The 25,582-nt window shown below is 49.9% G+C and carries 24 protein-coding genes; 21 read left to right on the top strand and 3 right to left on the bottom strand.

Features of this window, described 5'->3' with window-relative positions:
- Positions 1-9: 9 nt before the first annotated feature.
- The 4 genes from J0X21_RS04455 to J0X21_RS04440 all read left to right on the top strand — a co-directional run bounded on the left by J0X21_RS04455 (position 10) and on the right by J0X21_RS04440 (position 4,819).
- The gene (locus tag J0X21_RS04455) at positions 10-885 is read left to right on the top strand and encodes a M50 family metallopeptidase (protein ID WP_206810989.1); all 876 of its coding nucleotides are present in this window, start codon (positions 10-12) and stop codon (positions 883-885) included.
- 75 nt (positions 886-960) lie between these two features.
- Positions 961-2,817, top strand: a complete 1,857-nt coding sequence (locus tag J0X21_RS04450) for a TIGR03960 family B12-binding radical SAM protein (protein ID WP_206810988.1) — start codon at positions 961-963, stop codon at positions 2,815-2,817.
- Positions 2,814-3,554 (top strand): TIGR03936 family radical SAM-associated protein, encoded by a 741-nt coding sequence (locus J0X21_RS04445; protein WP_206810987.1) that lies wholly within the window; start codon positions 2,814-2,816, stop codon positions 3,552-3,554. The genes J0X21_RS04450 and J0X21_RS04445 overlap by 4 nt, the downstream gene beginning before the upstream one ends.
- A 23-nt stretch (positions 3,555-3,577) precedes the next feature.
- Positions 3,578-4,819, top strand: a complete 1,242-nt coding sequence (locus J0X21_RS04440; protein ID WP_206811110.1) for an Rne/Rng family ribonuclease — start codon at positions 3,578-3,580, stop codon at positions 4,817-4,819.
- A 42-nt stretch (positions 4,820-4,861) separates the two neighbouring features.
- Here J0X21_RS04440 and J0X21_RS04435 read toward each other — a convergent pair whose 3' ends face one another.
- The 3 genes from J0X21_RS04435 to J0X21_RS04425 form a co-directional block, all read right to left on the bottom strand.
- Positions 4,862-5,056: a hypothetical protein gene (locus J0X21_RS04435; protein ID WP_206810986.1), complete on the bottom strand. Its 195-nt coding sequence runs from the start codon at positions 5,054-5,056 to the stop codon at positions 4,862-4,864.
- Between the two features lie 494 nt (positions 5,057-5,550).
- Positions 5,551-6,714, bottom strand: coding sequence for an iron-containing alcohol dehydrogenase (locus J0X21_RS04430; protein WP_209011289.1), 1,164 nt, complete (start codon positions 6,712-6,714; stop codon positions 5,551-5,553).
- Between the two features lie 252 nt (positions 6,715-6,966).
- Positions 6,967-8,688, bottom strand: a complete 1,722-nt coding sequence (locus J0X21_RS04425) for an aldehyde ferredoxin oxidoreductase family protein (RefSeq protein WP_206810985.1) — start codon at positions 8,686-8,688, stop codon at positions 6,967-6,969.
- A gap of 413 nt (positions 8,689-9,101) precedes the next feature.
- Between J0X21_RS04425 and J0X21_RS04420 the strand changes: the two genes are divergently transcribed.
- From J0X21_RS04420 to J0X21_RS04340, 17 genes are all read left to right on the top strand, one after another.
- Positions 9,102-10,997, top strand: coding sequence for a sigma-54-dependent Fis family transcriptional regulator (locus J0X21_RS04420; RefSeq protein WP_206810984.1), 1,896 nt, complete (start codon positions 9,102-9,104; stop codon positions 10,995-10,997).
- A gap of 73 nt (positions 10,998-11,070) precedes the next feature.
- Positions 11,071-12,453 carry an aspartate kinase gene (locus tag J0X21_RS04415; RefSeq protein WP_206810983.1) on the top strand — a complete coding sequence of 461 codons (1,383 nt, stop codon included), beginning with the start codon at positions 11,071-11,073 and terminating at the stop codon, positions 12,451-12,453.
- Between the two features lie 36 nt (positions 12,454-12,489).
- The gene (locus J0X21_RS04410; RefSeq protein WP_206810982.1) at positions 12,490-12,732 is read left to right on the top strand and encodes a MoaD/ThiS family protein; all 243 of its coding nucleotides are present in this window, start codon (positions 12,490-12,492) and stop codon (positions 12,730-12,732) included.
- A gap of 209 nt (positions 12,733-12,941) precedes the next feature.
- Complete coding sequence (gene rplU, locus J0X21_RS04405) at positions 12,942-13,253, top strand: 50S ribosomal protein L21 (protein ID WP_206810981.1); 312 nt, start codon at positions 12,942-12,944, stop codon at positions 13,251-13,253.
- Positions 13,254-13,278: 25 nt separating this feature from the next.
- Entirely contained in the window at positions 13,279-13,611 is a 333-nt protein-coding gene (locus J0X21_RS04400) for a ribosomal-processing cysteine protease Prp (protein ID WP_206810980.1), read from the top strand.
- Positions 13,605-13,904 (top strand): 50S ribosomal protein L27, encoded by a 300-nt coding sequence (gene rpmA, locus J0X21_RS04395; protein ID WP_206810979.1) that lies wholly within the window; start codon positions 13,605-13,607, stop codon positions 13,902-13,904. The genes J0X21_RS04400 and rpmA overlap by 7 nt, the downstream gene beginning before the upstream one ends.
- Before the next feature lie 82 nt (positions 13,905-13,986).
- Positions 13,987-14,544, top strand: coding sequence for a Spo0B domain-containing protein (locus J0X21_RS04390; protein WP_206810978.1), 558 nt, complete (start codon positions 13,987-13,989; stop codon positions 14,542-14,544).
- A 5-nt stretch (positions 14,545-14,549) separates the two neighbouring features.
- On the top strand, positions 14,550-15,821 hold the full coding sequence (gene obgE / locus J0X21_RS04385) for a GTPase ObgE (RefSeq protein ID WP_206810977.1): 1,272 nt from the start codon (positions 14,550-14,552) through the stop codon (positions 15,819-15,821).
- Positions 15,822-15,851: 30 nt separating this feature from the next.
- Complete coding sequence (locus J0X21_RS04380) at positions 15,852-17,126, top strand: efflux RND transporter periplasmic adaptor subunit (RefSeq protein ID WP_206810976.1); 1,275 nt, start codon at positions 15,852-15,854, stop codon at positions 17,124-17,126.
- Positions 17,123-18,322, top strand: coding sequence for an ABC transporter permease (locus J0X21_RS04375; protein ID WP_206810975.1), 1,200 nt, complete (start codon positions 17,123-17,125; stop codon positions 18,320-18,322). The genes J0X21_RS04380 and J0X21_RS04375 overlap by 4 nt, the downstream gene beginning before the upstream one ends.
- 74 nt (positions 18,323-18,396) lie before the next feature.
- Positions 18,397-19,092, top strand: coding sequence for a nicotinate-nucleotide adenylyltransferase (gene nadD, locus J0X21_RS04370; protein ID WP_328812245.1), 696 nt, complete (start codon positions 18,397-18,399; stop codon positions 19,090-19,092).
- Between the two features lie 5 nt (positions 19,093-19,097).
- Entirely contained in the window at positions 19,098-19,355 is a 258-nt protein-coding gene (locus J0X21_RS04365) for an RNA recognition motif domain-containing protein (RefSeq protein WP_206810974.1), read from the top strand.
- A gap of 144 nt (positions 19,356-19,499) precedes the next feature.
- Positions 19,500-20,078, top strand: coding sequence for a bis(5'-nucleosyl)-tetraphosphatase (symmetrical) YqeK (gene yqeK / locus J0X21_RS04360; RefSeq protein ID WP_236006077.1), 579 nt, complete (start codon positions 19,500-19,502; stop codon positions 20,076-20,078).
- Entirely contained in the window at positions 20,065-20,409 is a 345-nt protein-coding gene (rsfS, locus tag J0X21_RS04355; protein ID WP_407947626.1) for a ribosome silencing factor, read from the top strand. Before yqeK ends, rsfS begins: the two co-directional genes overlap by 14 nt.
- A gap of 103 nt (positions 20,410-20,512) precedes the next feature.
- A complete protein-coding gene (leuS, locus tag J0X21_RS04350) occupies positions 20,513-23,023 on the top strand; it encodes a leucine--tRNA ligase (protein ID WP_206810971.1) in 2,511 nt (836 codons plus the stop codon).
- A gap of 34 nt (positions 23,024-23,057) precedes the next feature.
- Complete coding sequence (locus tag J0X21_RS04345) at positions 23,058-23,762, top strand: FadR/GntR family transcriptional regulator (protein WP_206810970.1); 705 nt, start codon at positions 23,058-23,060, stop codon at positions 23,760-23,762.
- Positions 23,763-24,070: 308 nt separating this feature from the next.
- Positions 24,071-25,327, top strand: coding sequence for an ABC transporter substrate-binding protein (locus J0X21_RS04340; protein ID WP_206810969.1), 1,257 nt, complete (start codon positions 24,071-24,073; stop codon positions 25,325-25,327).
- Positions 25,328-25,582 lie beyond the last annotated feature (255 nt).

Here is a 25,582-nt window from a genome sequence, read left to right as displayed (position 1 = left end):
TGGTCATTGTTGTACGTGGGAAAAATTGCCGGGATGGAGCTGCGCATCCATCCGAGTCTGCTGCTGGTGTTGGCACTGTTTGGAGCTCTGGGCTTAATGGTCCAGGCTCTTATGGTCTTCGCCCTGGTGCTGGGACATGAAGCGGCTCATTTATTGACGGGGAAGGCCTATGGGTTTAAAGTCATAGGGCTCGAATTATTTCCGTATGGAGGGGCAGCGTATTGTGATGATCTGTTTGAGGGTAGAAAGTGGGAGGAAAGCATCATGGCCTTGGCAGGGCCATTCTTTAATCTGGTCTTGCTCTTTGCGGTTCAATTCGCACGCTGGCAGGGACTTTTGGCAGGAGGATGGGCGGAGGATTTTGTAAGGTATAACTTATACTTGGCTGCTTTTAACCTTTTGCCGGTGCTGCCCCTGGATGGAGGGCGTGTAGTAAGGGCTGTGCTGGCCGAGAGCTTGGGTTTCGTACGGGTCACAAAAGTCCTCGCTTGGGCGGGAAAGTTCACTGGGGTGGCTTTGGCTCTGGCCGGATTGGTCTTAGCGGTAAAAGGGGCTTGGAGTGAAGGCCCGCTCACCCTAATGATTCTGGGAATCTTTTTCTGGCTGGCAGGGGGGAAGGAAGTTGCCACAGCCAGAATCACCTTTTTGAGGCAGCTCAGCCGCAAGAAAGAAGAACTCGCTGCCAAAGGAATGATGAAGAGCAAATGGATCACAGCCCGGGCGGATACTCCCGTGGTCAGAATCGTAGAGGAGCTTACTCCGGACCGTTATACCCTGATTTCCCTGGCGGATGAAGACTTTGAATTGGAGAAGACCTTGACAGAAAGCCAAGTCCTAGAAGGAATGCTGCGCGAGGGGATATATTACCCCGTCGGAAGACTGTAGCTGAACTGGAAATAGTCTCCTGCTTGTGCTATAATATGAATTCATGATAATCAGCACGAGGAGGCAGGCTTCTCAATGAGCATAATGACCGCGGCGGAGATTCGCCGTGAAATGGAGCGGTTTTTGCCGCAGGTGTCCAAGCCTAACCGCTATTTAGGGACAGAATGGAATTCCATCCATAAGGATTGGCAACAAACAGCCGTCCATATGGCGTTTGCATTCCCGGATGTGTATGAAGTGGGAATGTCGCACTTAGGGACGCGCATTTTATATCATTTGGTCAACTCTTTTCCGGAGTTTTTATGCGAGCGTACCTTTGCTCCTTGGGTCGACATGGAGGAAAAGATGCGGGACCGCGGGATTCCGCTCTATGCCTTGGAATCTTTTGAGCCGCTGAAAAAATTTGATGTCATTGGGTTTACCCTTCAATACGAAATGAGTTTCAGCAATATCTTAAATATGCTGGACTTAGCCGGGATTCCTGTGCGCAGCGCGGACAGACAGGCACAGGATCCCTGGATTATCGCGGGCGGCCCCTGCGTCTATAACCCGGAACCCTTGGCTCCGTTTATTGATTTTTTCCTGATTGGGGAGAGCGAAGAACAGCTTCCTCAGGTCCTGGGACTGATCAAAGAGCAGAAGGAAAAACCGCGTGAGCGGCGGGAGTTCTTGCAGCGGGTAGCCCAGGTTCAAGGCGTGTATGTGCCTGAATTGTATGACATTTCCTATAAGCCGGATGGCCGGATTGAAAAAATTGTCCCTGCCCCGGGTGCTCCTGTGGTCGTGGAAAAAGCGATCGTGACCGATTTGGATCAAGCTTTTTTTCCAAGCAATCCGATTGTGCCCTATATGGAAATTGTGCATGACCGCATTATGCTGGAAGTCATGCGGGGTTGCTCCAGGGGCTGCCGTTTCTGCCAAGCAGGCATGATTTACCGGCCGGTGCGGGAACGTTCTCCGCAAACCTTGATGCAGCAAGCGGAAGAGCTGGTGCGCTCGACCGGGTATGAGGAAATGTCCCTAACTTCGCTTTCGACCGGAGATTACAGCTGTGTTCAGCCCGTGATCCAGGAGATTGTCGCTAAGTATGGCCCGCAGGGGGTTGGGGTGTCCCTGCCGTCCCTGCGGCTTGATTCCTTCGATGTGAAGCTGGCCGAGGAAGTACAGAAAGTGCGCAAATCGGGTCTGACCTTTGCCCCGGAGGCGGGTACCCAGAGACTGAGGGATGTCATCAACAAAGGAGTTACGGAAGAGAATCTGCTGGAGACGTCTGAGGCTGCCTTCAAGGCGGGTTGGTCCTCGATTAAGCTATACTTTATGATCGGCCTGCCGACGGAAGTGCAGGCTGACCTGGACGGGATTGCGGATTTGGCCAAAAAGGTAGCGGACTTAGGCACCAAGAACGGCCGGCGCAATGTCAAAGTCACCGTCTCGACCAGCTCTTTTGTGCCAAAAAGCCATACTCCGTTCCAGTGGGAACCGCAGGAAGGCATGCGTTCCCTGGAGGAAAAACAGCAGTATTTGCGCAGTAAGCTTAAGGACAGGCGCATTAAATATAACTACCATGACGTCCAAACCAGCTTTCTTGAGGCAGTTTTTGCCAAGGGGGACAGGCGGCTGGCGGAGGTGCTGGAGTGGGCATTCCGGCACGGCTGCCGTTTTGACGGCTGGTCGGATCAATTCCGGTATGACACTTGGCTTCAGGCTTTTCATGAACTTGGCATAGATCCCCATTTTTACGCACACCGTGCCATGGATTATGATGATGTTTTGCCCTGGGATCACTTGGACAGCGGGGTGAGCAAGCGCTTCCTGATTGAGGAGCATCACCGCGCCCTCCGGGGCACACGGACATTGGACTGCCGCCATACGGACTGTACCGGGTGTGGAATCTGCCCGGGCAGAGGAGTTCAGGTTGATTTGAAAGGGTGAATGCAATGAGGGTGAGAATTGCCTATAGTAAATTGGAGGAATCCAGGTACATCGCTCATCTGGATCTGGCCCGGGTATTCGAACGCGCTATGCGGCGTGCCGAAATTCCTATGGCCTATTCTGAGGGATTTAACCCCCACCCCAAGATTTCTTTTGGCTCCGCCCTAGCGGTGGGGGTTGAGGGAGAAAAAGAATATGTTGACGTGGAACTGCAGCAGGAAATGGACATTGGGGAAGTCTTGGGCAGGCTCCAGGAACAACTCCCCAAAGGAATCCGGCTCCTTGAGGGCAGGGTTCTGGCTGATGGGAGCAAAGCCCTCATGGCCGTTTTGAATTCCGCCAGCTACCGGGTACGGCTGGCGATGGCCTTGCCGATTACCCGGGTACGCTTGCAGGAAGCGCTTGACTCCTGGCTGGAGCGCGAACATGTCACCTACTCGCGCTATAGCAAAAAGGGTCCGACGGAGAAGGATATCCGCCCCCTGGTCAAGTCTCTTACCGGAGAAATTAAAGGAGAAGAAGTTATTTTCGATTTAGAAGTTGAGGTGGGTTCCCAAGGCGGGGTGCGCCCTGAAGAAGTGGTGGGCAGCCTGCGGGAGCTCGAAAGCCTTCCTCTGGATATGGAAAGTATTCACATTAAACGGACGGGGATTTACGTCAGTTATCAAGGGCAAAATCTTTCTCCTTTTGAGCATGATCAGATTCAAAGAGGACGTTCAAAGCAGGAGGCCAGGTAACTTCATTGCCGAGGGTGCGAGCCATGAAAGAGATTATCCTGGAACAATCGGATAAACGCCTGAGGGCTGCTCTCCTTGAAAATGGGGTGCTTATGGAAGTGTACGAGCAAGAAGGAGAGCACTCCAGGCTGGTCGGTAATATTTACAAAGGACGGGTGGAAAATATTCTGCCCGGGATGCAGGCGGCCTTTGTCGATATCGGGCTGGAGCGGAACGCCTTTTTGTATGTCGGGGATGCGGTTCCCGCACGCTACCAGGAGGATGAAAGCACGTTCCATCCGGATGAGGCCAGGGTAGAACTCATTTTAAAGCCTCGTCAGGAACTCTTGGTTCAGATTCTCAAAGAGCCTGTCGGAACCAAAGGGGCTCGTGTTTCAACCAACCTGGCCATCGCCGGGCGCTATGTGGTGTTTATGCCGAACCTCGATTATGTGGGAGTCTCGCGCAAGATTCAGGAGGGCGAGGAACGGGAACGCCTGCGCACTTTGGCTGCTTTGCTTAAGCCCCCGGGAACGGGAATTATTGTGCGTACTCTGGCGCAAGGGTTAAGTGAAGCGGAACTGGAACATGATATCACCCACCTGGCTGGGCTGTGGACGGACATTCAGTCCAGGATTCAGCATGTGTCCGTGCCCGGATTGGTGTACCAGGATTTGGGCTTGGTTGAACGCCTGGTTCGAGATTTGATCGACCGGGATGTGGAGCGGATTACAGTGGATCAGGATAGGCTTGCGGCCCAGCTGCGCGCATCTTTGCGTGAGATTGGGCATGCTGCGGCCAAGTCCGTCTATGTGGATATGCGGGGGAAGCTCTTTGAACGCTATGAGGTGGATTATGAGATCAAAAAGGCTCTTCAGCCAAAGGTGTGGCTGAAGAGCGGGGGCTATCTGGTGATTCATCAGACCGAGGCTTTGACCACGATTGATGTCAACACCGGCAAATATGTGGGAAAGCATTCTTTGGAAGAAACAGTGTTGCACACCAATTTAGAGGCGGCTGCGGAAATCCCGCGCCAGCTCAGGCTGCGCAATCTGGGCGGAATCATAATTATCGACTTTATCGATATGGCCTTGGAAGAAGACAAGAACCGGATCATTGAGGCGTTAAAGGCTTATTGCGAGCGGGATAAGACCAAGTGTGACGTGCTTGGGCTTACCCGGCTGGGACTGGTAGAGATGACACGCAAAAAAGTTGGGCAAACACTGGCCGCCCGTTATACTAAGCCTTGTCCTGCTTGCGGCGGGAGCGGAAGGCAGCCCGGTTAGCCTGTATGCCCTATAGTTTGAGGATGCACGAAAGTGTATTTGCTACTTACGCCAGATTCTCCCGCGGCTTAGAAGGACCACTTCAATGAGTTTGAGAGTGGCAGTATTCAGACTGCATTTTGGACACTGGTATTTTCCTTCCTCCAAGGTAATCCATTGGTAATCGTAGGAAATTTGCCGACAATGGGGACAGCGGTAGCCGGATAGTTCCTTGTAACCATTAACCGCATAAGCCATTTTCGATACCCCCAATTCTTATAAATTTCCGACATTGTCCCAATGATTTAATAAACCGAAAACTATGCAGATATTATTTACCAAAAAATGAAAAGTAAATCATCTGAAAATGCCTGATACGAAAATTGGGGTGGCAAGTCTAACGAGAGACTTTCCACCCCAAAAGCCTGAAGGCCTTGAATACGAACTTGATGTCCGCTTCAACTCGAACAAACGTATTTATAATAATCAGAATATACTGATTATTAACTGAATGTTCAATAGATTAAACATTCTAATAAATAAAGTAGAAAATTAAAGTGGGAAATCTTAATAAAAAGACTTCCCACCCCAAAAGTCTGAAATTCCTTGAACGCGAATACATTCGCTTCAACACGTTTAACCGTATTTACTTTGTCTTTAAGATACCACGAAACTTGCTCATTGTCAAGGGATTTTTCAGAAAAAATTGTGAACTTGGGGTTGTACTGGGGGTTGTGTCTCCCCTTGAAGTATTAAAGTGCGTTTTTATAGATTTGAATAACATCCTCAAGAGTAGCGATCCGGGGATTCGTGAGCATGCAGGCATCTTTCATGGCGTTTTTGGCCATAATCTCCAGGTCTTCTTCTTTCACGCCAAGTTCGGTTAAGCCCTTGGGAATTCCGATGTCTGCAGACAGTTTTTCGATTGCTGCCAGTGCTTTATCAGCAGCCTCACGGGCTGAGAGAGCTTGCACATTTTCGCCTAACGCTTCGGCGATATCGACGAAACGCTCGACATTGGCAATCAGGTTAAAGCGTTCCACATGGGGAAGCAGAATGGCATTGCAGACACCGTGCGGCAGGTTGTAGAAACCGCCGAGTTGGTGCGCCATGGCATGCACGTAACCCAAACTGGCGTTGTTGAAAGCCATCCCGGCGAGGAACTCCGCATAAGCCATTTTATCGCGGGCTTCAAAATCGCTGCCATTGGCTACCGCGCGGCGGAGGTATTGGCTGATTAACTGAATGGCCATCAACGCTGCCGAATCTGTGACCGGGGTAGCAATGGTGGAAACATAAGCTTCCACAGCGTGGGTGAGAGCATCCATACCGGTGGCAGCGGTTAAAGCCGGCGGCTTTTTCATCATTAACAGCGGGTCATTGATCGCTACGTTAGGAGTGCAGCGCCAGTCAACAATTGCCATCTTCACATGGGTATCAGTATTGGTGATAATGCAGAAGCGGGTCATCTCACTGGCGGTGCCGGCGGTGGTGTTGACGGCAATCAGCGGAACCATGGGTTTGGTTGATTTATCGACTCCCTCATAATCCCGGATGTTCCCGCCGTTTCCGGCAACGATACCGATACCTTTAGCGCAGTCGTGGCTCGAACCCCCGCCTAAAGAAACAATTAAGTCGCACTTCTCATCCTGGAGGACTTTTAAACCGTCATGCACGTTTTTATCGGTCGGATTCGGTTCTGCACCAGGATAAATTGCAACTTCGATGCCGGACTCCTTTAAGTTGGCGGCAATTTCATCGGCCATGCCTACTTTGTACAAGAAAGCATCGGTAACGATCAGCGCTTTTTTTGCTCCCAGACTTTTAGCTTGCGCTCCAACTTGTTTCGCCGCTCCGGCGCCCATTAGATTGACGTTGGGCATGAAATAACCATAAACTTCGTGAACAATTGACATTAAAATCTCCCCCTCAATCATCTTGTTTTTGTGACATCTGACTTTTATATATAGCAAGAGCTGTGCCAATAGTCAGAAATATTATCTTAATCAGTGATATTGCCGATTAAGACGAATTAGCAGTACATTCTTAAATGTTTGCGAAGTCTGAATCTCGGAAAAACCAAACAGAAAAGTGCTCCAGCTTGGAGCACTTTTCTGTTAAAGCAGCAAATGCTGATGTAAAATGGCGCACTTAAAACAAGCAACACTTTAAAAGTTTAATACTTCATCAATCTCTTCATCTGTGAAATCCCAGGTGGTATTGTGGGGCGCACATTCTTCGGCAAAGAATTCAGGCAAACGATCGTGCTTTTCTGTAAAGCCAGCTGCCTTGTTGAAAGCCCGCTCCGTGCGCAAGACGAATTTCCCTAGTTCTGTGACATCATCCGCAGTAAGGGATAAACCGTACTGGGCATTGATCATGTCAATAATTGCTTGGAAAGCTTCCGGGATATCCAAAATAGCAAAAGCCACGAAGAGACACAAACCAGTACTATCAATGGCTGCAGTGGCAATTTGGAGATTGCGGGAAAGCTCGACATTCCCTTCTTTACCCAAAGGATCCACATAGCCGCCGACTTTGAGAATGTTCGTAGTGACTGCATATCCTGCCGTATGGTCTGCTCCCATGGGGGTAGTAGCGTAGGTTAATCCGACTCCTTTTACTGCCCGTGGATCATAAGCCGGGATTCCTTGTCCCTTAACAGTCGGTACCCTGGTTACGCCAAGGGCTTTCCCTGTCATAGCGGCTCCGTTGCCGAGTATGCGGCCAAGATAGCTGCCTTTTTCAATTTCTTTTAGAAGATTGAGCATACCCGGTCCGTCACCAAAGGGAATGATTTGTCCCTCCATTGCGACCTGCATGGTTACAGCTGCTTCGATGGAGTCGATGCCCATGTCGTCACAGAGGTGATCAGCTTGAGCAATGATGTCCAAGTCGTCAATTAAACAGCCGGCCCCGAATCCCCAAATTGTTTCATATTCAAAGCCTGCAGTGACATAATTGCCGTCTTTGTCATTATAAACCTGGGAACAGCGGATAACACATCCTACATGGCAGCCATGGGTGGGTTTCCCTTTGCGGCTGACAATCGTGTCATGCATGGTTTCGCCACTGATCTTTTCAGCTCCGGCAAAATTTCCCCGCCGGAAATTCTGAGTCGGCAGTCCGCCGGCCTCATTAAGAATATTCACAAGGACGTTCGTTCCGTACTGGGGAAGGCCTTGGCCGGTAACCGGATGGTCGAGGAGAGCCTTGCCAAAGACCTTGGCTGCTTGTTTGAATTTTTCTGGATCGGCCAGTTCGATGCTTCCGGTCTTACTGTCATCAATTGTGATATATTTAATTTTTTTGGAGCCCATGACTCCGCCTAAGCCCCCCCGGCCGGCACTGCGGATATTGCCGTCGGGGTCTTTAACGGAAATATTAGCTGCGGACATGCGGTTTTCTCCGGCCTGCCCAATCGTGAGCACACCGATTTTCTCCCCGAATCTGGCGATGAGTTTGCCGATAACTTCGTAATTTCCTTTGCCGATGAGTTCGGTTTCCTCAGCAATGGATACTCCTTCTTCATTGACATGCAGGCTGTAAAAGCCATCTCCCTTAGGCTGCCCTTCGATGATTAATGCTTTAACTCCGAGTTTAGCTAATTTTTGCGAAGCTGTTCCACCTGCATTGCTCTCTTTGATACCCCCTGTAAGAGGGCTTTTGGCTCCGACTGAGAGACGCCCGGAATTCGGCGCCGTGGTACCGGTTAATAAGCCAGGCGCAAAGACAAGTTTATTGTTGGGACCTAAAGGATGGCACGTTGGGTCAACTTCTTCAGCTACGATAGCAGAGGTGAGAGCCCTCCCGCCGAGTCCCCTCCATTTTTCTGGAACTTCTTCGACAGAGGTGGTCAGGGTGGTCATGTTGACACGATAAATTTTCATACTCGTCCTCCTTTTAATTCTCGTGCAATGGTTTTAGCATTTGCGATTTGTTATTCTGTTCGAACTATTATTGCAAAATGTATACCAGCTAATTTCTTGCAAAAAGAATCTTGCGCAATATGCGATAAATCCCACAAAAGAAAAAAATATGACTCTTTTTTTTATGATGAATAAAAGTGTTCCAAAAATAAAAAACGCTAAAAAGTGCTCTAAAATAGTACATATTATGGATTGTTGTTTCAAGTAAATGTTCATGATATCCTTATAATAGTTAATCTTTCAGAAAGTACTCAGTACTCAGGAGCCAGAATTCAGAATGAGACTCGCATCGATAACATTTTGCAGACATATTCTCTTGACATTCTGACTACTGAATTCTGAATACCTCGGTTTAGGAAAGAGGAGGGGTTATCGTGGAAAACGCTTGGCAGGCATTTATCAGTGGGCGGGAACATGTTCCGGCTGAAGTTCATATTAGCCGTTCTTGGCAGCGTAGTAGGGATTTCCGTGTCAGCCATGAAAAAGTATCCACAAATGATCTGCTTCCTGCTAACCTTTTACAGGAAAGATATGCTCAAAATGAAGATTTGGTGCGGGCTTCCAAAAATGTGCTGCCCCTTATGTTTAATTTTTTGCAGGGCCAGAACTATTTGGTTCTCTTAAGTGATGATAGCGGCTATGTATTAGAAACTTTAGGGGATCCTCCTTTTCTCACCAAAGCGCAAACGGTGCATCTCTCCCCTGGGGCTAATTGGCGTGAAGAAGTTAAAGGCACGAATGCCATTGGCACGGCCTTAACCGAAAACATCCCCCTCAAAGTTCTGGGAAGTGAACATTATGTGCGTGAAAATCATTTCTTAGCTTGTTGGGCGGCTCCAATCCATGACAGTCAAGGAAAGCAGCTTGGTGTCTTGGATATTAGCGGGGTAGCAAGTAAAGCAGAAGAACGCCTTCTCGATATTGTGATCATGGGAACCAGGATGATTGAATATAATCTCCGGCTTTTAGAATTGGAGCATAGCTACGGGATTTACCGGGAAGGCTTGAAGCTAGCCGGTTCCCTCTTGATTCAAGGGGATATAAAAATAGATAGTCATGGACTAATCACTGCAATTACGCCGGCGGGGATTAATTCCATCGGACGACGGCGGGAAGAAATTCTCGGACGTTTTGTCGGGGAGGTTTTTCAAAGTAAGCCCTTGCACAAGGGAGGTTCCCATACTGAAGTTTCCGCAAACTTCATGGATTTTGGCCAGTTTTCCCGCTCTTCTTTAATGAGTGATGTTCCTGTTTTTCCGTCTCCGTCAGTAGTACCTTCTTCCGGAACCCTTTGGATTGGCAACAGCGAGGCAAGCCGTAAGGTTTTACAACGGGCAGCTAAAGTTGCTTCCACTCATTCTTCGGTTCTCATTCAAGGAGAAAGCGGTACCGGAAAGGAAATTATCGCGCGGCATATCCATTTGCTCGGTCCGCGCCGGGACAAGCCTTTTGTCCCTCTAAACTGTGCTGCACTGCCGGATTCCCTCATGGAAAGTGAACTATTCGGTTATGTAGACGGTGCTTTTACCGGAGCCAAGCGGGGAGGTCAACCCGGCAAATTTGAAATTGCCCAGGGCGGTACTATTTTTCTGGATGAGATTGGGGATATTTCTCCGAATGTTCAGGCAGCCCTACTGCGGGTTCTGCAGGAGAAAGAAGTATACCGGATTGGGGCAACGAAAGCCCAAAATTTGGACGTGAGGGTCATCGCGGCAACCAATAAGGATCTGGCAGCTCTGGTTGCCGAGGGGAAATTTCGTCTGGATCTTTATTACCGGTTAAAAGTCGTGACTGTGGAGCTGCCTCCTCTGCGGGAACGGACCGACGATATTTTTGATCTCATTCCTCACTTCATTGAGAAATGCAGCGCGGCTTTGGGTAAACCTCCGTTGCAGGTTGTTCCGGAAGTCTATTCCTGTTTGCTTTCATACTCCTGGCCGGGGAATGTGCGGGAATTAGAAAATTGTATTGAAGGAATGGTTGCTTTAGCTGACGGTCCGGTCTTAAACGTTTCGGACCTGCCCCCAGAATTATCCCGCAAAAAGATTCAGGATCCCAAACTCTTAGGGCAGGAGATGACTGCCGGTGCTCAATGGATACCTGACGCCAAGTCTGAAAGCTCTCCCGGTCTCTTGCAGGAACAGACCAGGGAAGCCATTATCAAAACGCTGAACCGTACAGGAGGAAAAATCGCACCGGCTGCCCGCTTGCTTGGAATTGGACGAAATACTCTTTATCGGAAAATGAAAGAGTTAAATATTACGCTTTAAGTTAATGATGTCCATGTGGTAAAATTAATCGTTGTGTCAGATCTTGAATATTAACTTTTGTGGAGGAAAAAAGATGCTTACGGTGGAAAAGATCGGCGGCACATCCATGACCCAATTTCATGATGTGCTTCAGAATATAATCGGGTTGCCAGGTTCCAAAGGATTTCGCTATGGAAGAGTTTTTGTTGTTTCGGCTTATGGTGGCGTGACCAATTTGCTGCTGGAAGATAAAAAAACCAAAGCGCCTGGCATTTATCAGCACTTTATTAAGGGTGAGGATTATGCGACTTCTCTCGACAGCTTATTAAATAAGCTCCTTAACATTAATGAATCGTTTACGGGGATTGGTCTGGATTATCATACCTGCCGTGAATTTCTTACCGAGCGGATTATGCAAGTAAAGGCTTATCTGAGCAGCATGGAAGACATAATTGCTTCCGGGTATGTTGCACGGGACAGCATTTTCTCGGCGGCCAGGGAGTTGCTGGCATCGATTGGGGAGGCTCATTCTGCGTTTAATACCGTAAATATTTTAGCAAATAACGGGATTTCTGCCAAAATGGTTGATTTGACCGGATTTCGCGATTCTAAACAACTCACGATAAGCGAACGTATTGAGAAGTCTTTCAAAGATATAAATCCATATGATTCAATTATTGTGGCTACAGGGTATACTAAAGGAAAAGAAGGAATCATGCGTGAATTTGACCGGGGTTACTCGGAGATAACCTTTTCTAGGATTGCTACTTATCTTAAGGCGGATGAAGCGATTATTCATAAAGAATATCATTTATCCTCGGCAGACCCTAAAATAGTGGGTGTGGACAAAGCTGTACCGGTGGGCTGGACCAATTACGATGTAGCTGACCAGCTGGCCGATATCGGCATGGAGGCGATCCACCCCAATGCGTCCAAACCCCTCGAAATGGCCGGAATCAATTTACGCATCAAGAATACCTTTGAACCGGATCACCCCGGAACGGTCATTACGAAGGACTATATCGGACCGGAAGCAAAGATTGAAATTATTGCCGGTTCAGATAAAATCGCCGTTGTGGAAATTCATGATACTTCCATGGTGGGAGAGATCGGATTTGACATGGAACTGATGGAGATTCTTAAGCACCATAATATCAGCTATATTATGAAAGCCACCAATGCCAACAGCATCTCCGTCGTGATTTGGGAAACGGATTTAAGCGATGATTTCATCGCGGAACTCGAGAACAACTATCAAACAGTTACAGTGGAAAAAGCAGCGATCGTGTGTGTGATCGGTTCCAACATTGCTATGCCGAAGATTTTGGCCCGGGCTACCAATACTCTGGCCAAGAACGATATTAATGTTAACTGTGTGTCTCAGTCGCTGCGTCAGGTGAATATGCAATTCGTGATTGACCGGGAGATGTACAAGAAGGCCATTATCAGCTTAAACGAAGATTTGTGTTTGGCGTGATCCAATGGGTAAAAAGCAAGGAAAAAGTTGATGCAAATGAGTAAAACGGTTGCAATTAAGCTTAATTTAACACTGCAGAAGTATGCTCCTGCCGGAGCCGGAGGGACTGTCGAACTTGAGATGGATTTCCCGTGTACAGCGGGAGATGTTCTCAGGCGTTTGCATATACCGGAGCAGGAGCCGGTGCTTATTACCCTGAATGGCCGCCAGGTTCTGGCGGATGAACCGGTGCAAGCCGGTGATGCTCTCAAGCTCTTTCCGCTTTTGGCCGGGGGATGAGAAAATTATTTGACATACTGACTGAGCCGGTGCTAAAATATTAAAATGTGGTGGCTCTCTGCCGCAACCGCTCGTAACAGGCATAGAAACTGACTAACGCTGCTAAATCGACTCAGTTTGCTAATCAGCAAGTATCACGAAATTTACTGAGTTGCTTTTGCAAGTTAGCCGGCCTGGAGAGGCGAGTCTAGGATTTGGGAGGTGTAAGAATGTACGCAGTGATTGAAACAGGTGGCAAGCAATACCGGGTGCAAGAAGGCGATGTGCTCAAAGTCGAAAAGCTGGATGCCAATGTTGGGGATACGGTTACGATTGACCGTGTTCTGCTGGTGGCCCAGGACGGAGCAGTCAAGGTCGGAAGCCCTCTGGTAGACGGTGCCAAGGCTATGCTCAAAGTGGTGGAGCACGGTAAAGGGGAGAAGATTATTGTCTTCAAATACAAACCGAAAAAGAACTACCGCCGCAAGCAAGGGCATCGCCAACCCTACACGAAGGTCCGTGTCGAAGCACTCCAAGCGTAAACCGAGTCAAGCTCAGGGAATTCGCTTGACCTTATGGCTCGATCAAGAAGACAGGGTCCGTGAGTTTGAATTCAGCGGGCATGCAGGGTATGGGGCTTACGGCGAAGATATTGTGTGCGCTGCAGTCTCGGCTTTAAGCATCGCCGCAGCCAACGGGTTGGAACACTACTTGTCCAGACTTCCGCAAGTGGAAGGGGAGGACGGTTATGTAAGGTGTGTTCTTCCTGAACTTAGCGAACCCGAGCTTAATCAGGCCCAATGGATTTTACACACCATGAGCCAAGCGGTTGAAGAAATCCAGCAGACTTATGGTGACCGGTATTTAATAATAGAGCGGAGGAGGTGGACTCCATGCTAAAAATGAATCTGCAGCTTTTCGCCCATAAAAAAGGGGTGGGAAGTTCGCGCAACGGCCGTGATAGTGCGGCTCAGCGCTTAGGAGTTAAACGGGGAGACGGCCAGTTCGTCACCGCCGGCAACATCATCGTAAGGCAGCGCGGCACCAAGTTTCATGCAGGCAAAAACTGCGGGCTTGGCAAAGATGACACCTTATTTGCCTTGATAGACGGATATGTAAAGTTTGAACGCAAAGACCGCAACCGCAAACAAGTCAGCATCTATGCAGAGCGCCCAGCAGCGCAAGCTCAATAAGACATCACCCCTGGGTTAACCCCAGGGGTTTTTTTAGGCTTATTAGATTAATGTGTACTAATACTGTGAAAGGGAAATGGATATGCCTCAAGTGGATAAACTACTAATCGGAGAGCTGTTAGAAGCCTACCGGCTTCAACGCCATGATTTCCTTAATCATTGGCAGGTGGTAACCGGCTATCTCCAGTTGAATCACGCGGAAAAAGCTTTGCAATACATACGTACCATGCTGCCGGAGTTTGAGGCAGAACAACTGGCAGGCTTAATTCCGGAAAAGTCTGCCTCCGCATGTATTTTGACTCTAATCGTTAAATTACATAAAGAGGGAATTCCACTTGAACTTAAGTTAGCCAAAGAATGGAACGAAGAAGAATTTTGGTCGAAATATTGGCGGGAGGAATACCTTCAAGCCTTGTACGGGTACACTAGCGAATGTCTGGAATTAAGCTTGCACTCACAAGAGTTGCCGTTAAAAACCGTGCTCACCCTCGGACGGGAACCGGGAGATGCTGAAGACAGCAAAGCAGTGAATGAGGCTGGACTCAGCTTTAAGTTTGAGTTGTACCCCCCAACCGGAGAAACAGGAAAGAAGGCAGGGGAGCAAAAGGCCACTGCCATTGAACTTATTTTAGGGGAGTAAAAAATATGTTTTACGATCAGGCAAAAATTTATGTTAAGGGCGGGGACGGAGGCGCCGGAGCCGTGGCCTTCCGCCGGGAGAAATATGTTCCGGAAGGCGGCCCCAGCGGCGGGGACGGCGGCCGGGGCGGGAGCATTATCCTGGTGGCGGATGAGGGCTTAAGAACTCTGGTGGATTTTCGGTATAAACGGCATTATAAAGCTGACCGCGGCAAGCATGGGGAAGGAAAAAACATGCATGGCAAAGGGGGGGAAGACCTCGTTTTGCGCATTCCCGCCGGAACCTTGATTAAAGATGCCGAAACCGGAGAAATTCTGGCTGATCTCACTGAGAACGGACAGAAGGTGGTCGTGGCGCGCGGGGGCCGGGGAGGACGGGGTAATGCCCGTTTCTTAAGCAATACTAACAAAGCCCCGACCTTGGCCGAAAACGGTGAGCCTGGGGAGGAACGCTGGCTGCTGCTTGAACTGAAACTCTTGGCTGATGTGGGCTTGGTAGGGTTTCCGAATGTCGGTAAATCGACCTTGATCTCCCAGGTGTCGGCCGCGAAGCCGAAAATTGCGGATTATCCCTTTACCACGCTGGTCCCTAATTTGGGAGTGGTAGATTTTGAAGACGGGGAAAGTTTCGTCATTGCCGATATCCCTGGGTTGATCGAAGGAGCACATACCGGGGCCGGTCTGGGTCATGAATTTTTGCGCCATACGGAGCGCACCCGCCTTATACTCCATGTTTTAGATATTTCCGGTTCCGAAAACCGCGATCCGCTGGAAGATTTCCGGATTATCCGGGAAGAACTGCGCTTATACAGCCCTTATCTGGCGGAACGCCCGATGCTGGTCGTCGCTAATAAAATGGACATTCCGGGTGCCGAGGACAACTTAGAGCGTTTGCGTGCGTCGCTCAACGATCAATATGAAATTTTCGCAGTGTCAGCCGCCACCGGTGACGGGTTAGAACCGTTAATGTTCCGCATCAAAGAGCTGTTGCCCAATATTCCTTTGCCTGGGATAGTAGACCGCAGCAGCCAGCACCGGATGACCAAAGCCGAACCGCAGGAGCGCTTCCGGCTTGATCAGGAAGAAGGCGTTTTTGTCCTAAGCGGCAAGGAATTGGAGAAACATGTAATCATGACGCATTTTGAAAGCGAGGAAGGCCTACATCGCTTCCAAAATATTTTAAAGGTTATGGGGGTGGATGATGCTCTGCGGGCCCAGGGGATCAAAGAAGGGGATTTGGTTCGGATCGGGGAGCTCGAGTTCGAGTGGCAAGATTGACATAACGGACGAAATCGAGGTGATCTCAGGATGAAGCACAAAGCCGCGTGGAGTGCAGCAGGGATTATTGCCCTGGCCGCGCTCGGATGGGGAATTTGGAGTGTCTATGGCAAGCCTGAAGATCCTATGCAAGTATCAGTGGTTGTGGTCAAGCCTACTGCCCTGCAAGAGGTGGTTCATACCAGCGGGACAGTCAAACCGGAGAAGACTCAGGAAATAAGGACCCTAAGCCCGGCCCGGGTTGTGAAAGTAGCGGTTAAAACCGGAGACAGCGTCCAAGCGGGAGCTGCGGTGATCGAACTGGATCCGGCATTGGTCAATGCCCAAATAAATCAAGCCCAAGCTGCCCTTGACGCGGCCAAAGCCAACCGCGATTTGGCCCAGGCAAACCTTGACGCTGCGAAATCAAACCCAATTCAGTCAGTGATGTCAGTGCCTGATACCCAAACGGCTTCTGTGAATCAGCCTAATCCCGCAGCGATCAGACAGGCGGAAATGGCCCTAAACCAAGCGGAGGCCGCAGTCAAACAGGCTCAGGCCGGCGTAAACGCTGCCCAGGCCCAACGGGCTCAATTAACCCTCAAAAGCTCTTTGAGTGGGACCGTGCTGGAAGTGAATGCTCAGGAAGGAAACCTGGCCTCAGTACAGGCGCCGCTGGCTGTCATTGGGGATTTAAGCAAGTTAAATATTGATCTCAGCCTGAATGAGGTCGATGCCGCCCGGGTGCAACCCGGGCAAAAAGCCGAAATCAGAGGCCGGCTGATTAAAGAGAGCTTTCTTCCCGGAACTGTAGCCGATGTGGCGCTGCAAGCCCAGATAGCCCCCGGGCTGCAAACGAACCCTGCCCCTGCAGTCAAGGTGAAAGTCGTTCTTGAACAAGCATCATCCGAGCTTAAACCCGGTTTTAGCGTCGATGTGGATATTCTTGTAGCTGCGAAAGCAAACGTGTTGGCGATTCCCCAGGAAGCCTTGTTTCAGGAACAGAATAAAAATTTTGTCTACCGCCTGGAGGGGGGGAAAGTTCGCAAAACGGAAGTGAACTTGGGCATCGCAGGCGATAACAATCAGGAGGTGGTCAGTGGGCTGAAAGAGGGCGATCAGGTGGTCTTAAATCCCACGGACCAATTTTATGAAGGGATGCCGGCCCGGGTTAAACGAGACTTCACTCTGAGGGGGTTTCAACCCCCTCAGAATGTTAGTCGAGTCAATACTGGACTTAACCGCCCTTTGGCACCAGCCGCCTATAGCGGCGGGGGACTAAGGGCGGGTTGGTTCAGTGCTAAATCAGGAAGTGAGGGCGGATGAACTTCTTGGAAGGCCTGAGTGGAGCTGTGCGCAGCCTGCGCATCAATAAAATGAGGGCTGCGCTTACTATGCTGGGAATTGTGATCGGAATAGCTGCAGTGATTGCCGTGGTCAATATCGGCCTGGGCGGAAAAGCTGCGATTATGCAAGAGATGGAGAAAACCGGAGTTAATTTGTTTGTGTTATATGTTAAGGCCGTGGGACCGGGAGGGCCGACGGACAATGACCGCTTTAATTCGAGGGACGTCGATAGCCTGCGCCGGGCTTTGCCTCAGATAAAATACCTGGTTCCGGCCAGCATTGAATATGCCCAATTGGATGTGAGCCAGAAAAGAAGTTCTGCAGTTGTGGTCGGTACGGCTTCAGAGTTTGCCGGGTTGCGGCGGCGTGAAGTGGCTAAAGGTAGGTTCTTTTCCGCAGAAGATGTAATCAGTGCTCGAAGAGTGGTGGTGATCGATCAAACACTGGCTTCAGACTTGTTCGGAGCGGGTAACCCCTTGGGACAGCAGGTGATTATCCGCAATGTTCCCTGCCGGGTGATCGGAGTGCTGGCCAAGGATCAATCGGCCTTTGCCCAGTTCGATGTCGGGCCTCAGAGTAGTTTTGCCTATATGCCTTGGAATACATGGACGGACGTCTTTCAATCGGAGCGCATTGACCAGCTTGAAGGGTCAACTCATCGTGAAACCGAACTTGAAACAGTCATCGCGGGAGCTAAAAAGATCTTAAATGCACGGCACGGAACGACGGACAAGTATGAAGCGTTTAATGTGCAGCAGCTGGTGCAGGCTGCCAATAAAATTACCCGTATTCTTACCGCCATTATCGGGGTGGTGGCAGGAATTTCGCTGCTGGTGGGCGGAATCGGAATTATGAACATCATGCTGGTGTCAGTGAAAGAACGCACCCGTGAAATCGGGCTGCGCAAGGCAGTCGGCGCTCGGGAAAACGATATTTTAGTCCAGTTTTTACTGGAAGCAGTGGTGCTTTCATTCATCGGCGGTCTGATTGGGATGGCCTTGGGCGTGGGAAGTGCGCTCTTTGCCTCCCATCTGCTGCGTTGGCCGCCCCTTTTATCCGGATGGGCCATTGCGCTGGCAGTCTCTTTTTCCATTGGGGTGGGTCTGTTCTTCGGCTTCTACCCGGCACGGCAGGCCGCCAAGCTGGAACCGATCGCAGCGCTGCGATATGAGTGAGCAAGGGAGTGACTTTGCCCGGACTCTTTGATATACTTGAACTATTATAGCTTAATGTAGGGGTTGGGGTTATCGTGGCCACAGATAGGATAGCGGGTGATAAGGCGGAGAACGTGCGTACTCAGCGTTTAGGGGTTATGGGAGGAACCTTTGACCCGATCCATTACGGCCATTTAGTGGCAGCTGAGATGGCACGCAACGAGTTTAACCTGGAAAAAGTTCTTTTTGTTCCAACAGGCAATCCGCCGCATAAAAGCGGACGCCGGATAAGTCCTGCTTCCTTGCGTTATGAAATGGTTAAACGCTCCTTGGCCGATAATCCCTTTTTCGATATATCGCCTCTTGAAATTGAACGGAACGGCCCTTCTTACACCGTAGATACTTTGCGCCAACTACGGCGGGAGTGGCCGGATTATGAACTATACTTTATTACCGGGATGGACGCTTTACGAGAAATCTTTACCTGGCATGAATCCGAAGAGATCTTGAACCTGACCCATTTTATCGGAGCCTCACGGCCCGGTTTTGAAGCCGGAGATTTTTTAATCAAGTCACAGCATGAGAATCCGCAGGCACTTCATAAAATTCATCTTTTAGAGGTTCCGGCCTTGGCCATTTCTTCCACAGATATCCGGGTGCGGGTGGCAGCGGAAAAGTCTATTCGTTATCTCCTGCCGGAAAATGTACGTCAATTTATTGAAGAAAATGCCCTGTATACTCCAACCAGAATTGCTCATACTAGAAACGAATCCACTTTAGGCAAGAGGTGACAGAAATGACACGCACACTTTATGTAGGAAACCTCCCATGGAATACGAGCACGGAAGATATTAGCGAATTTTTCCGCGGGTATGGGGAAGTTTACAGCAGCCGCATAATTACTGACAGAGAAACAGGGAGGTCGAGGGGCTTCGGTTTTGTCGAGGTCTCTGATGAGGATGCTGAAAGGATGGCCCAGGAATTAAACGGCAAGGAATTCGGCGGGCGTCCGCTGACCGTTAATGAGGCGAAACCGAAACAGGGGCCCGAATAAGGCTTCAAAGATAGTCTCTGAAGCTGAATGAGTTTCAAACGATTTGGAAGCTTAGAGGCCCACCCTCCGTGCCTGGGGGATCAGGGTCTCTTTGTTTTGGTTAGACTAGAGAAAGGAGAACCTAGAGTGGAGCAGGGGCAGGGATTGAATCTGGAGCAAGCGTTGGATTTAGCGGCGCGCACTCTTTCCGCAGCCAGGTACCGGCATACGTTAGGGGTGGCCGCTTTGGCTGAGGATGTGGCCCGCAAACATGGATTGAATCTGGAAAAAGCCCGATTGGCGGCATTAGTTCATGATTTAGCAAAGGAGATTCCGATTGAGTACCAGCTGCGGCTGGCCAAGCGCTGGCAGATCCTGCAGTATCCGGAGGATGAACAGGCTCCGGCTGTGCTTCATGGTCCTCTGGCAGCTTATTGGTTAAAAAAGTATTACGGTTTGCAAGATGAAGAGGTTCTGGCCGCTGTGGCTCATCATACCCTGGGGTATCCGGGCATGTCCCCGCTGGAGATGCTTATCTACAGTGCGGATTTGGTGGAGCCGAATAGAAACTTTCCTAATGTAGACAGTTTGCGTCAAGCCTTGTATGATAATATCGAGCAAGGAACGTTGGCTTGTGTTGAACATACACTTAATTATCTTAAACAAGGGAAACGAATGATTCATCCCATTACCCGTTTAACCCATGAAGATTTACAAAGGAGGTTCAAATTTGGAGCTAAGTGAAAATCAGCTGAAACAAGTGCTAAATTTGGTAGAGGAAAAAAAGGGAAGAGACCTGGTACTCTTAAATCTTAAAGGAGTATCGCCGGTTACGGATTATTTTCTGATCGCTACCGGAAATTCAGTGACTCAAGTGAAAGCAATCACGGATAACTTGCAGGAAAAGCTGCCTGATCTAGGGATTCCGCTGCTGCGGGTCGAGGGCATGCCGGAAGCCCAGTGGGTCTTGGCGGACTGCGGCGATTTGGTCGTGCATATCATGACTCCGGAAACCCGGGATTTTTATAATATAGAACGTCTGTGGAGTGATGCTGAAATCATGTCCTTCTCTTGACAAGAGGTAACGATTTGTTAGAATGGGAAGGGCTCTCGCCCAATGGGGCGGGGGTTTTCTTTGGTTTTCGTAAAATGTTGTATATGTTGTAGGGGGAAAGGTTATGCAAGATAAGTATTCTTTTGCCGAGATTGAAGCCAAATGGCAAAAGCGCTGGCTGGAGGAGAAAGCGTTCAAAACGGGAGACGGGACAGATAAACCGAAATTTTATGCCCTGGCGATGTTTCCGTATCCATCCGGGAATCTGCACATGGGGCATGTCCGCAATTATTCGATCGTCGATGTGATCGCGCGTTACAAGCGCATGCAAGGATATAACGTCCTGCATCCGATTGGCTGGGATGCCTTTGGACTGCCGGCGGAGAATGCGGCAATCAAGCACCAGACCCCTCCGGCGGAATGGACCTGGAAGAATATCGCCAACATGAAGCGCCAGCTGCGCGAGATGGGAATTTCCTATGACTGGGACCGGGAAATGGCAACTTGTCATCCCGGGTATTATAAATGGACTCAGTGGATGTTTCTCGAATTCTACAAGCACGGCCTGGTGTATAAGAAAAAGGCTGCAGTCAACTGGTGCCCGTCCTGCGCCACCGTGCTGGCCAACGAGCAGGTGGTGGAGGGGGCCTGCGAGCGCTGCGACACCCTTGTCACGAAAAAAGACCTGGAACAGTGGTTTTTCAAAATCACCGATTATGCCGATGAACTGCTGAAAGACCTAGACAAGCTGCCGGGCTGGCCGGAAAAAGTCAAAACCATGCAGCGCAACTGGATCGGGCGCTCGGAAGGGGTGGAGATTTCATTTTCCCTGGAAAACCGCCCGGATAAAATCACGGTCTACACCACCAGAATCGATACCGTGTTTGGGGTAAGCTATGTGGTGCTGGCTCCGGAACACCCGCTGGTGCAGGAACTGGTGGCAGGGACTGAGTATGAAAAAGATGTACACGCCTTTATTGAGAAGATGCACGGACTTAACGAGATTGTCCGTACTTCCACCGAGACTGAGAAGGAAGGCATGTTTATCGGGAAGCATTGTATCAACCCGCTCAACGGGCAGAAAGTCCCGATTTGGATTGCCAACTATGTCCTTTTGGAATACGGGACCGGTGCGGTCATGGGCGTGCCGGCCCATGATGAGCGCGACTTTGAGTTCGCCAAGAAATACCGGCTGCCGATTACGACGGTCATCCTCCCTAAAGATACATCCATTGAGGATAAGGACAAGCCCCTGGCTGCGGCTTTTACGGAAGATGGGGTGATGGTCAACTCGGGCAAGTTTGACGGCCTCTCCAGTGAGGAAGGCTGGGAGCGCATCGCCGATGAAGCGGAGCGGTTGGGTGCTGGGGAACGCAAAGTGAATTTCCGCCTGCGCGACTGGCTTATTTCCCGCCAGCGCTACTGGGGTGCGCCCATTCCCATGGTTTACTGTGAGAAGTGCGGCACGGTTCCGGTTCCGGATGACCAGCTGCCGGTGCTCCTGCCGGATGATGTCGTCTTTAGGGCCGGGGAAAACCCGTTAACCACTTCCCAGTTTTTTGTCAATACGACCTGCCCTGAGTGCGGCGGGCCGGCCCGGCGGGAGACAGACACCATGGACACGTTTATGTGCTCGTCCTGGTATTACCTGCGCTACACCGACCCCAGGAACACGGAAGCTCCGTTTGCCCCGGGAGCGGTTGACCGCTGGATGAATGTGGACCAATATGTAGGCGGAGTGGAACACGCCATCCTGCATCTCTTGTATTCCCGTTTCTTTACCAAGGCATTAAGGGATTTTGGGCATCTAAAAGTGGGTGAGCCCTTTGCTAACCTGCTCACTCAAGGGATGGTCTGCATGGACGGATCCAAGATGTCCAAGTCCAAAGGGAATGTCGTAAGCCCGGAAGAAATTATCGGGCGATTCGGGGCGGATACTGCCCGCCTCTTTATCTTGTTTGCAGCTCCGCCGGAAAAAGACCTGGAGTGGAGCGACCAGGGTGTGGAAGGGTGCTACCGCTTCTTGAACCGGGTCTGGCGGCTGGCTGTCCAGTATGAGCCGATCCTTAAAGAAGATAACGCCGGCGGTGCAGGCAGTAAGGGCGGGAATGACGGCCGCGCTTCCTTGGACCTTGATGCGGATGCCAAAGAAATGCGCCGGATAACGCATACTACGATTCAGCGGGTTACGACGGACATCGGCACGCGCTTTAACTTTAACACCGCCATCAGTGCCGTGATGGAGCTGGTGAATGCCCTCTATATCTACAAAGAAAAGCCGAATTCCAAGGTGGCGGTGGCCCGGGAAGCCCTGGAGAGCATCTTAATCCTGCTGGCGCCCTTTGCGCCCCATATTACGGAGGAAACCTGGAGTGAACTGGGGCATCAGGACAGCATCCATACCCAGCCCTGGCCTGAGGTGGATGAGCAGGCCTTAATCCAGGATGAGGTGACCGTGGTGCTGCAAGTGAACGGAAAAGTGCGCGAGCGGATTCAAGTTCCGGCGGAAATCTCCGCCAAGGATCTGGAGGAGCGGGTGCGCAGCCTGCCCAAGCTTGCTGACTGGACCCAGGGCAAAGAGATCGTTAAAGTGGTCACGGTCCCGGGGAAACTGGTCAATGTGGTCGTGAAATGAGCATAGGAAAATAGAGGTTAGACGGCGGTGAAATATGGAGTTAAATAAGGTCAAACCCCATAGGATTTACGAAGATGTTGTGTCACAAATTAAGGAGCTTATGCGTGAGAATAGACTTAATCCCGGGGACAGACTCATGGGAGAGCGGGAGCTGGCTGGCGCCTTGGGCGTCAGCCGGACAACGCTGCGTGAGGCTTTGAGAACCCTGGAGATTCTGAACTTAGTAGAAGTAAGACCCGGGGACGGCACATTTGTAAAGGATCACCATGTTAACCAAATTATTGAGCCCTTAGCTTTAGCGCTAAGCGTAGAATCAAATTCCTTTGATGAACTTTGGGAGGTACGCATCGCTCTTGAAGTGGAATGTGCCGGATTGGCAGCCAAACGAGCGGATGCAGAAAATTTAACCTTTATTGCTGATGCCTTGGGAGTTTTAAGACAAAGCAAATTTGAGAATTCAAAAGGTTATTCGAAAGCGGATGTATATTTTCATTATATGATTGCGCAGGCTTCAAAAAATACGATGATAACCCGACTGCTTCAAACCTTTGCGATCCATATTCATAAAATGATCGAACAAGCAAGCCGTTACGATTTTGTACAAGATAGTGAGAGAATACGTGTTACCAATGATCATAGCAAAATTTATGAAGCAATTAAAAATCATGATGTTGCGGAAGCGCGCCACTCGATGAAAGAACATCTGGAATGGGCCAGATTAAGGTACAAAAATATTTAAGGATATTTTACAGAATTATCTAATTATGGGCTGGAATCAGAATCGGATTTCTGCGCAGGTTATTTTAATGAACTTCAAAATATTTCAAATAGACCAAATTCAATAAATTATTTTGGAAGTACGGAAGGAGATTTTTTGTTTCGTGGCGAAATGATTATTAACACTGGTCCAACCAGTACCAAACATTAAAGATAAAGAATATTCAGAAGAAGGTAATTTCCCTGGACCGAATCAATGAAGGAGGTGAAAACCGTCTCTTAATATTTATAAAATGACCAAAACGCCAGATTGATGGAGGGGGACGAAAATTGAAAAAGAGAGTTGGTTTCCATTATTTTGCTTGGACATTGATTGTGATCCTGGCTTTGGGGGTTTTTCTGGCAGGTTGCGGACAGACAACACCCACGGCGAAGTCCGGAGATACGGGCGGCTCTCAGCTTAAGGTTAAAGTAGGATATATTGACAGCTTATCCGGGCCGGCTGCTGCCTATGGCAAAAGTACCGAAGCCGCAGTCAAGCTTGCCGTTGATGAGGTGGCCAAAGCAGGCGGGCCGGTGATTGAGGTCGTGGAGCGGGATGATGCGTTCAAACCCGACCAGGCTGAAGCGGCGGCTAAGGAGTTGGTTATGAACCAGAACATAAATATTCTGATTGGGACTATTAACAGCGCTTCTGCTTTGGCAGTTTCTAAATATGCCAAAGATAATAAGGTTCTGTTTATTAATTCTGATTCCATGAGTGAAAAAATTACCGGTGCTGAAGGCCACCGCTATGTCTTCAGCACGATCGGGAACACGGCGATGATTGGCAAGGCCGGGGCTTACCAAATGTCCCAGATGCCTTATAAACGCTATTGGATTGCCGGCAGTGACTATGAGTTCGGGCGTTCCGTGGCCAACTCGGTTTGGACAAATCTGAAGCAATTAAAGCCCGATGTTGAAAAAATTAACGAATCTTGGTGGAGAGTAGGAGAATCAGACTTCTCTTCCTACATCAATGCCATCCGGGCGGCTAAACCGGATGCCGTTTATGTCGCAGCCGGCGGGGGAGATATGGTGGCGTTTCTGAAAGCGCTTAATCAGTCCGGTTTGAACAAAGAGGTTCCGGTGTTCGCGCATGCCGCTACAGACCATGACAGTCTGCGCCCACTGGGTCAAGACGCTCCGGAAGGGGTGTACGGAACAGCTTTCTATTTCTATTACTTCCCGGATGATCCAAATACCAAGTCATTTGGGGAAGCGTTCAAGAAGGCCACAGGCAATTACCCGGGTTTTGCCGGGCTTAACGGCTATTTGACCATTAAATTCCTGGCTGCGGCCATTGAAAAAGCCGGAAGCACAGATACAGAAAAGATCATTGATGCGCTTGAAGGGCTGGCCCTTGATACACCGCTGGGCAAGGGCACGATGCGCAAGGAGGATCATCAACTCGCGCTGCCCATGGTCTTCGGCAAAACTGTGAAGTCGAAAGACCTTCCCTATCTTATTACTACGGACAATGTACTTATACCTGCGGATAAAGTCATGCCTTCCGTTGACGAAGTGTTGGCAAAGCGGAAGAAGTAACTTTAGGTAGGAGTCAGTAGTCAGACTTCCATGCTGCTACGCAGCACCACTGATGAATGTAACAGGCAAGCTACCTTGCGGAGCGAACCGTAGAGCAGAGGAGCGTCGTGAGCGCAGTCGACGAAGCGTGAAGCCGCGCCACGGTTCACTCCAGGTATTACCCAAAGGTTTGGCGCGGTAGCGAGTCGACAAGCGAGCAGCTCCGGCGCGTGGTGAGCGGGCAAGGTAGCTTGCCGGCATGTTACAGGGCAGGAG

It is taken from the genome of Paradesulfitobacterium ferrireducens (assembly GCF_017310645.1).
Classification (GTDB): Bacteria; Bacillota; Desulfitobacteriia; order Desulfitobacteriales; family Desulfitobacteriaceae; genus Paradesulfitobacterium; species Paradesulfitobacterium ferrireducens.
The sequence above is the reverse complement of the archived record's forward strand: the minus strand, read 5'-3'. Positions and strand labels throughout refer to the sequence as shown.

Excerpts from the sequence above, each read along its gene's own strand:
- J0X21_RS04435 (WP_206810986.1), bottom strand. The coding sequence starts at position 5,056 with ATGGCTTATGCGGTTAATGGTTACAAGGAACTATCCGGCTACCGCTGT.
- J0X21_RS04450 (WP_206810988.1), top strand. The coding sequence starts at position 961 with ATGAGCATAATGACCGCGGCGGAGATTCGCCGTGAAATGGAGCGGTTT.
- leuS (WP_206810971.1), top strand. The coding sequence starts at position 20,513 with ATGCAAGATAAGTATTCTTTTGCCGAGATTGAAGCCAAATGGCAAAAG.
- J0X21_RS04415 (WP_206810983.1), top strand. The coding sequence starts at position 11,071 with ATGCTTACGGTGGAAAAGATCGGCGGCACATCCATGACCCAATTTCAT.
- rpmA (WP_206810979.1), top strand. The coding sequence starts at position 13,605 with ATGCTAAAAATGAATCTGCAGCTTTTCGCCCATAAAAAAGGGGTGGGA.
- obgE (WP_206810977.1), top strand. The coding sequence starts at position 14,550 with ATGTTTTACGATCAGGCAAAAATTTATGTTAAGGGCGGGGACGGAGGC.
- J0X21_RS04390 (WP_206810978.1), top strand. The coding sequence starts at position 13,987 with ATGCCTCAAGTGGATAAACTACTAATCGGAGAGCTGTTAGAAGCCTAC.
- J0X21_RS04365 (WP_206810974.1), top strand. The coding sequence starts at position 19,098 with ATGACACGCACACTTTATGTAGGAAACCTCCCATGGAATACGAGCACG.
- J0X21_RS04345 (WP_206810970.1), top strand. The coding sequence starts at position 23,058 with ATGGAGTTAAATAAGGTCAAACCCCATAGGATTTACGAAGATGTTGTG.
- J0X21_RS04440 (WP_206811110.1), top strand. The coding sequence starts at position 3,578 with ATGAAAGAGATTATCCTGGAACAATCGGATAAACGCCTGAGGGCTGCT.
- J0X21_RS04410 (WP_206810982.1), top strand. The coding sequence starts at position 12,490 with ATGAGTAAAACGGTTGCAATTAAGCTTAATTTAACACTGCAGAAGTAT.
- rplU (WP_206810981.1), top strand. The coding sequence starts at position 12,942 with ATGTACGCAGTGATTGAAACAGGTGGCAAGCAATACCGGGTGCAAGAA.
- J0X21_RS04375 (WP_206810975.1), top strand. The coding sequence starts at position 17,123 with ATGAACTTCTTGGAAGGCCTGAGTGGAGCTGTGCGCAGCCTGCGCATC.
- J0X21_RS04430 (WP_209011289.1), bottom strand. The coding sequence starts at position 6,714 with ATGTCAATTGTTCACGAAGTTTATGGTTATTTCATGCCCAACGTCAAT.
- J0X21_RS04380 (WP_206810976.1), top strand. The coding sequence starts at position 15,852 with ATGAAGCACAAAGCCGCGTGGAGTGCAGCAGGGATTATTGCCCTGGCC.
- J0X21_RS04425 (WP_206810985.1), bottom strand. The coding sequence starts at position 8,688 with ATGAAAATTTATCGTGTCAACATGACCACCCTGACCACCTCTGTCGAA.